The following is a 7,931-nucleotide window of genomic DNA, read 5'->3' as shown; positions in this document are numbered from 1 at the left end:
AACGCGTCATTCAGGGAGAATTATCATAATTCCCCCTCTCGTATATCCGGATGCGGTCAGATTAACCGTCAATAGCAGGATAACTTACACCATCAATCTCCGGACATTATGCGTTAGCAATAACACTTAACCATCAATATGCAGATAGTGTGGCTATACAAAATTCGTGAATAAACTAATAATTCACCTATACTATTTTCGACTCAAAAAGCTGCTTTTGGGCAAAAAATAAACCGCCGATCAGATTACTGGCGGTTTATTTCATGGGATTGATTAATATTATTCCCATTAATTTACATTGGTTCATAAGCCTTGCCGATCATTTCAATGGAAAATCGCGTCATTCTGGACTCTTCTTTTCATTTAAGTCCATATTGATAAATCCTTTGAGATCATTTCGGTAAAATTCATACTTTACAAAATTAGCGGCTAATTCTGGAGGAGTATTATCCACAACAATAATTTGAACATCGTCTTGAAGTTCTATAAGGAAACTATAAATTGCCCTATAACTCTGTGGATCTAATCTTTCATCATCTGTTACATTAGAATTTATACCTAAATACTTACTTAATGTATCCAACATCAATAGGCCAGGATGATTTAATTGAGGTTGCTCAATTTTCAGTTTTAATATCGCACCAAGATAAGCTATTTGTATACACATAACCAAACCACCACTCTCATGTTCGAAAACACTTGCATTGTGGTAGTAAGGCATATAAGACTCGTTATCTATATAATCAGCTAACGGATTCGTAGAGAAATTAAACTTTTTTAATAATTTTCTATACTCATTATTTATAAATATTAAGATATCTTCCTCAACTTTACCTTCAACTCGTAAGCCCTGCTCCTGACTTCTTAATCTATCCAGCATTTTTTGAGTAGAACTAATTTCAATATTCTTTTCTTCAATTTTTTTGTGAACACGAATAAACTCTTTAATGAGGTTTTCATTGTTTTGAAAGGAAGAAATAAAACTATTAAGAACCTCTATCTCGGCAAGGAAAGGTGTCTCGATATTCTCTGAAAACTTTTTAAAAGCAGTATCATAAATTTCTTTCCTGCCCTTTATTTGGTCAATATAAGAGTTAGCTTCGTTTAATGCGGATTCATTTTGCTGAATCGACGCTATTAGAGTAGATATTTTTTTATTTAATTGATTGATAGCATGTTCTATTGATTCTTTGCTTTCTAAAGGTTGATTCATTTTTATTATTGAATCACACAAAGGACAGTGATGTTCATGATGGTCAAATTTATAGTGAAAGAATGCTTCCTTCGTTGCAACCATTTCTTCCAATTCTTTATTATAATCATCAAGAAGATTCTTTTTACTACTTAACGAAAACTGAATACTTCTACGAAGTTCCTCCATGTTTGAAAGTTCCCTAGCTTGATTAATAACTTCAAGTCTAACTTCGTTATACAATTTATTATTTTCGCTCTTCTTATCATTTATCTTTTGAAGAAGTCTTTGTTTTTCCTCTCTTTTTTCATTAATCTTTTGGGATAACTTAATTAATTCTCCCTGCAAAAGCAACTGGTCTTCTGCATCTCGTTCCTTGAGATATTGATTTAATCCTTCAATTTCCCGTTCAAGTTGTTTAATCTTATTTTCATTATCAACAATTTGTTGAATTAAAGCATCTAAATCCGGATTTATCAACTTATGGAGTAATTGAAACGTCGGTTTATTTTTGGGCCTGACAAAAGGATTCTCATAGTTCAAAAAGTTCTTAGTTCCTAATTCGTGCTGATTGATATATACAAAGCGCAGTATATCCCTGAAAGAAATTGATTCTGTCGTTTTTGTCGTATCGTGGGCTTTGTTTTTGATTCTCTTAAACTCAGGTATTTCCAACAAATCAAGAATGAACCTCGATAAATCCTGATAATCAATCGTTTTAGGAATAAATGAAGGGATTTCTTGCGCTCCAGCATAATATATATGAATTTTAGATGTGTTTTGTTTTAGTTCTCTTTTAAGAGTGAAAGTTTTGCCCATTATTTCAAGCTCTAGAAAAACATAATCACAAAATTGCCCTAATTCCTTTTGAACGTTTAAGTTTATCTTTTCTTTATCTCCAAGGCAGTAGTCTATTAATTTTAAAACAAGTGATTTACCGCTATAACTGTCACCCGAAATAATATTAAGCCCTCGGTCAAAAGGAAACGTTCTTTTATAAAAGTCACCTTCAACAATCAGCTTGTTAATTCTGACGGATTGAATCATTTTTTTACTCCCATAATAAATTTTTCAGCCTCAACAGAGTACTTAATTTGTTCTTTTATTAAATTAATTTTCTCTTGCATCTTTTTAAAATAGGAACTTTCTAATTGCGCTACGATTTCCTTCCCTTCAGTTGTTATTGAACACATGTAATTATCGTTCTTTTCTTGTGAAATGCTAATATAGTTCTGAGAGTATAAATTTATTAATATATTTTTAATTTGTCTTTGAATGTCAAAATAAATATTCTCGTTATCTAGAGAATCGTATTTATTTTCGTTTTTCTCAAGGGATGGTAATTCAATATCAGACACAGCTACACTATAATAAAACAATATATGTCTAATATTTAATCCTGAACGTTTGCTGAATGCATTAATGACTAATAGCACATTCATCATTTCCAAAAAAGGATTATTGAAAAGCAACCTGAGAGAAGCTGGCAAGTTACTGTTCTGCATAATATTCATCCTTACTTATCCTATTTTCTCCCCACCAAATATCTTTTTCCCAGTCATCTGCTAATACATGAATCAGCCCTTTATTTTCAAAATCATATGGAAGGCACTCTTGAATTACCTTAGTCAGCCTTCCATAATCAAGGCAACCAAATTGTTTATGAACTTCATCAATAAATAATTGACTATCAAAATGAACATTATAACTAGACCTTTTAATATCCGCATATTTCATAGCACATACTGTCAAAATTGTTCCAATTACTCTTTCATCAAAACGTTTCTTCCTTAATTTTCTGATATATTTATCAGCAAAAAAGAAAAAATCTTTACTTAGTTCATAGGTTTCATTATCAATTCTCTCTAGTTTAATCTTTTTGCAAAACAAATTGCTGTTTAAATCTTTCTTCGTTTCAGGGTCAGGTGGCTCAACAAAAAGCTCATCGTCATCCATAGATGAAGGAGGGAGAGATTCCGTCGCAGTTATCTCATACAAAATTCTACGAATTTCTTTGGCATGACCTGAATTTGTTGAGTCGTAAGGAATAACCTCCAACCTGTACTTTTCTTTTAGCTCTCTTGTTATTTCTGTACTTGGCCGATCTAACAAGATGAAATGTCGCGCTTGAAAAGTATCGTTGTAATCTTGTATAAGCTGCCTTATATACTCATCATCAAAAGAAAAGCCCATAAATAATAACACACAGCTTCCCGATAATAACGAAAATAGTCTTTTATACTTTTCTTGCGAGTAAACCTGTTTATACTTTGTTCTAGTAAGAACTAGTGAACCAGTATCCGATATATTTCCATGCAAATGCCATATTCGTTTTGGTGATGGATCTAAAACCAACTCATGAGAACTAACAGAAGATTGGCTTAATATCTGAGGATATAACCGATCTCCTTGTAAATATTCAAATAGCCATTGATCATAGTTAGTAGTCAAAATACGTTGAAAATCTAATTTCCCTATGTCAGAGTAATTATGTTCATCATCACTTGGACATCTAACCTGCTTCTCTTGAATTAACCGAACAATTTCTTCTTGAATTTGTCTTTCGTCATACCCACCATACTTTATTAAGCATTCCACAGCATCCCAATAATTTTTGTGATCCAGTTCAAATTGCACAACTGGTCGAAATTGTGATGGCATATTTGAAGCTAATTCGGTTATTAAATCTACCCAACTCGGAATTTTAAAAGGAACTGATAAACCAGCACCTATAAAAGGAACTAATCGTCCTATAGAATACATTTTCCTCAGATGGGCAATGTTTTGACTAGTCATTCATATCCTCCCAAATGCCTATGTAAACTTAGAAAAGTTAAAATTATCTATTATCTATTTGGTAGATTATTCGACAGCATACATCATTATCCTTCATGAAATTGGAAGATATATCTGAAATCTGACAGTTCTATACCTAAACTCTTCTACAGAACAAGGTTCATGTTTTTCCCAAATTACTTAATCAATTCATTTCCGTTAATATCCAGCAATTCATATGCCCTGCCGATCATCTCTTTATCTTTTCCATACAGATGAACCGCTTTGTCACGTATTCCGCTAATTGTCGTTACGTGGTTCATTTGATGAACCATAAATTCTGAATTGCACAGCACCACCGCCTGTTTACCCCATGAGATTACTTTTTGCTGGAATTGAACCGCTCGCTCCGCTACCTCAGGTGAATATACAACGGGTTCACCATCCGATGCTTTCATCTCGCGGTGATCTACGAAAATATTCAATTCACCTTGTGAAAAGGCGGACGTAATGCCTAACAAAGTACGAGACATATAATCCACATTTTCTCCCGTTAATAATCCGTTCACCTGAAAGGCCAGAATTTTCCTGTCAGTGTCTAAATGGAATTTGAAACGCTCCAAAAAGGGAACCTTAAAGTCCTTTTGCTGATAAGCCAGATTCGCTGAAAACCGCTCACTCGAAAACAGATATTCAATAGATACATTTAGCGCGGCGGCAATTTTTTCGATATTCACCAAGCTTATATTCCGCTCTCCACGCTCGACGCCGCTAATATAAGTTCTATCCAATCCTGAACGATCTGCTAACAGTTCTTGTGACATACCGCTTCGCGCCCGAAGCTCCCTTACCCTTAGGCCGAATTCTGACCGTATATCCACAATCAACACCCACGCTATCCAACAATATTCCTAATTGATATATCGGTTAATTATGACTTTGGTTGTATATTTTTGTCTGAATTTAAACGAATGTGACTTAAAGTCCGTTGAAATAAAAAAACTCATCTCAATATAATTTTGTTGGATGACATAAAAACAACCGCCAGCTAATGCTTGACGGTTTCAATCATCTTGCCATTCATCGATTTCAAATGGGCTTACGTCCAATATTCTACATATGCGTAAAGCTATCTTAATAGTTGGAATGGATTTTCCGCTCTCTAACCGCTGGTAGTACCTTAACGATACGTCGATCATGTGAGCCAAATCCTCTTGAACGATATTTTTATTGTTTCTGGCTTCACTTAATTTCAAGGGAAATGCTCCTAACTGCTTTTTCCCCTATGTTATCCAATGTACTTTGACTTTATAACGATATATGTTTCGTGTAATATATATCGTAATGAAGCGTTTTACTATACAATAACTGGAGGGAAACCAATGAGAAGAACTTTTATTTCATTAAGCCTTTCGTTGTCATTAATCACTATGCCAGTAACAGTGATAGCAAATGAACATCAATCAACCTATTCGAAATCAGCCTTTCACGATGTATCAGAGACGCATTGGGGGTTTTCTGCCATTCAGTGGGGATTGGAAAACCAAATCGTAAGTGGCTATCCTGACGGCTCGTTCAAGCCCGATCAGAACGTCACACAATCCGAATTTCTTTCTATGTTGCTCAAAGCCTACAAAGTCGATATACCGAAACCAACGGAAGAGGATACGTGGGATGCTCCATTATTAAAGTACGCTAGTGAAAGCAATTGGACGCTTGTTGATGATACAAATAAGCCAATAAACCGCGGCCAAGTTGCCAAACTACTAACCAATGCATCAGGGAAAAATTTTAATGTGAGAGATTCTATACATTACTTACTAGATACCGGGTTATCCAATGGGAAAACGGAGAGAAGTATCTCCGGTTATAAAGAGAATGATCTATTGACCCGTGCCGAAGCGATTGCATTCACAAGGAACGTTAAAACAAAACTTGATGTGCTTAAAGCAGCGCCAACAACCGAAGATAAGTACAATAACCCGAATAGTGAGATTAAAGATGTTCAGGAAGTTACTTGGTCGCCGACTGATAGACAGAAAGAATATGCCACAGAAGTGTTTAAGCTAATTCGATATGATATCGCTAACCAAAACTTGAAGGTTAAAGTTCCGTCTGTTGATGGCAAAGAGGTTATTTCTGGAATTGCAATCAACGATGCCAAATACCAGAAAATAACGCTTAATAAGTTGTACGAATACAATGATGTTAACAGTGTGAAGATGAATATCCAAATTGTTGAAGAAAAAGACGGTGGAATTTTCATTGTCGATAAGTACGACTTATATTCTAAAGATAAATTGCCTCATTATCTTGAAGGCAAACCTGGTACAAACACGGAAGATATTATTGTAGTTGATCAGTACAAGAATATTGTGCCGCTAAGTGTAGTACTTGAGGCTTTGGGTTTTGACTCAGACAACCAAAATGTGCAGTCAGATACTTCCCAAGAATCCTTGAAAATACCGGCTAATGTAGTGGAAGAGGATACAGCGGTTTGGAATCCTACTGAAGAACAAAAGGTTTACGGTAATCAGATATTTAAGCCCCTCACTTGGGATAATGAAACACGTACATTAAGTTTTAGTATCCCTAAAATGCCTAGTAAGAATCCGCTTGTAGGTATTCAATATGGTACTAAAAAAGAGAAAATAGTTTTGGGTAAAGTTTACACATTTAAAAACCTGCCTGACGAATTTAAACTGGATATTACCATTTTTACTGATGAAACTTATACAGAGACAGATGACGAGTACACAATTTTTTCATACTCATTGGCAAAAAAACATGGTTGGGCAGATGGAGTACCATCTACAGACCTTGTAGTTAAGGATCAATACAAAAATAATGTGTCTCTAAATGCTGTATACAAAGCTCTGGGTATCAACAGTAATTGAGAGTATCAGCACTACAGTTTAAGGAGGACGCACAACTAATGAAAAACCGATTTTTATCAATCATGTTTGCATCGGCAGTTGCCGTTTCATCATTACCTTTAACCGTTAATGCCGCTGGGAACCAAGCTGTTATCATCAAAGTAAACGGAAACACAGTTAATTCGTATGAAGCACCAGCTTACATTGATACAAATTCGCAGTTAACCTATGTCCCGCTTCGCTTCATCTCCGAAGCCCTTGGCGCAAAGGTTGAATGGGTATCTAATGACCAACCTATTACTGCAACAATTGATGAACCTGAACATAATGAAGTTAAAGTCTTGCTTAATAGCAAGAAGGTCGAGAAAAATGGTAAAGTCTCAACTATTGAAGGCGCTCCGGTTCTCCAGAACGGACGTACAATGGTTCCTCTCCGCGTAATCTCTGAGGGACTTGGCGCTGATGTTAAATGGGTATCCGGAAGTAATGGACAAAATAACGTAGTTGAAATTAACACTCCTTGGGAAACTCCGGTTCCTGAAAGTTCTGTTACGTGGACGCCTGTAGGAAATCAAAAGGAAGTTGCGCAGAAGATATTTAAGGGTATCGACTTCGACTCTTCCAATAAAACCCTAAAAATTAATGTACCTTCAATAGAGGGTAAGCGTGTTGTTGCCAGCGTAATTGAAGGTGAGAACCAAAGAAAAGGAAAATCCACAGTATTAAAAACAGATACTATTTACAACTTCAGTAACCTTGGGGAATTTAGTATTAATATCGTTATATATGAGGACAACGATTTATATGGTGAAACTTCTGTATTCGACTCTTACTTTATATATACTCAAAAGATTGCAGAATCTAAACTTAAAAAGTCTTTTAATACTGATTTGACTGTAATTGATCAATACCAAAATATTGTTCCAATGTCTGCTGTATATAAAGCACTCGGAATTAGTAACTAAGTCCAGCGGTAAGATGTCAAGTCCCTGATTCTTGAGAATTGGAAATTTTCTTGGCCGTAAAGCAAGGGAGTCAGGGAAAATGACAGCACCAAACTAAACCCAGCCCGAAAATCAAGTCATTTA

At 35.2% G+C, this 7,931-nt stretch carries 7 protein-coding genes; 2 read left to right on the top strand and 5 right to left on the bottom strand.

Annotation, left to right across the window (positions count from 1 at the left end; genetic code table 11):
* Window positions 1–340: 340 nt before the first annotated feature.
* The 5 genes from LQ229_RS26620 to LQ229_RS26600 all read right to left on the bottom strand — a co-directional run bounded on the left by LQ229_RS26620 (window position 341) and on the right by LQ229_RS26600 (window position 5,223).
* On the bottom strand, window positions 341–2,239 hold the full coding sequence (locus LQ229_RS26620) for an AAA family ATPase (RefSeq protein ID WP_230193384.1): 1,899 nt from the start codon (window positions 2,237–2,239) through the stop codon (window positions 341–343).
* Entirely contained in the window at window positions 2,236–2,706 is a 471-nt protein-coding gene (locus LQ229_RS26615) for an ABC-three component system middle component 4 (RefSeq protein WP_230193383.1), read from the bottom strand. Before LQ229_RS26615 ends, LQ229_RS26620 begins: the two co-directional genes overlap by 4 nt.
* Window positions 2,684–3,988 carry an SIR2 family protein gene (locus LQ229_RS26610; RefSeq protein ID WP_230193382.1) on the bottom strand — a complete coding sequence of 435 codons (1,305 nt, stop codon included), beginning with the start codon at window positions 3,986–3,988 and terminating at the stop codon, window positions 2,684–2,686. The genes LQ229_RS26615 and LQ229_RS26610 overlap by 23 nt, the downstream gene beginning before the upstream one ends.
* 176 nt (window positions 3,989–4,164) lie before the next feature.
* A complete protein-coding gene (locus tag LQ229_RS26605; RefSeq protein WP_290370083.1) occupies window positions 4,165–4,848 on the bottom strand; it encodes a helix-turn-helix transcriptional regulator in 684 nt (227 codons plus the stop codon).
* Window positions 4,849–5,031: 183 nt separating this feature from the next.
* The gene (locus tag LQ229_RS26600) at window positions 5,032–5,223 is read right to left on the bottom strand and encodes a helix-turn-helix transcriptional regulator (RefSeq protein WP_062410733.1); all 192 of its coding nucleotides are present in this window, start codon (window positions 5,221–5,223) and stop codon (window positions 5,032–5,034) included.
* A 126-nt stretch (window positions 5,224–5,349) separates the two neighbouring features.
* Between LQ229_RS26600 and LQ229_RS26595 the strand changes: the two genes are divergently transcribed.
* Together LQ229_RS26595 and LQ229_RS26590 are read left to right on the top strand one after the other, a co-directional pair.
* The gene (locus LQ229_RS26595; RefSeq protein ID WP_230193380.1) at window positions 5,350–6,864 is read left to right on the top strand and encodes an S-layer homology domain-containing protein; all 1,515 of its coding nucleotides are present in this window, start codon (window positions 5,350–5,352) and stop codon (window positions 6,862–6,864) included.
* Window positions 6,865–6,902: 38 nt separating this feature from the next.
* Complete coding sequence (locus tag LQ229_RS26590; protein ID WP_230193379.1) at window positions 6,903–7,808, top strand: copper amine oxidase N-terminal domain-containing protein; 906 nt, start codon at window positions 6,903–6,905, stop codon at window positions 7,806–7,808.
* The last annotated feature ends 123 nt before the right edge of the window (window positions 7,809–7,931 follow it).

Origin of the sequence: Paenibacillus sp. CECT 9249 (genome assembly GCF_918697855.1) — a bacterium.
Lineage (GTDB): Bacteria > Bacillota > Bacilli > Paenibacillales > Paenibacillaceae > MSJ-34.
This window is presented reverse-complemented; position numbering and strand designations above follow the sequence as displayed.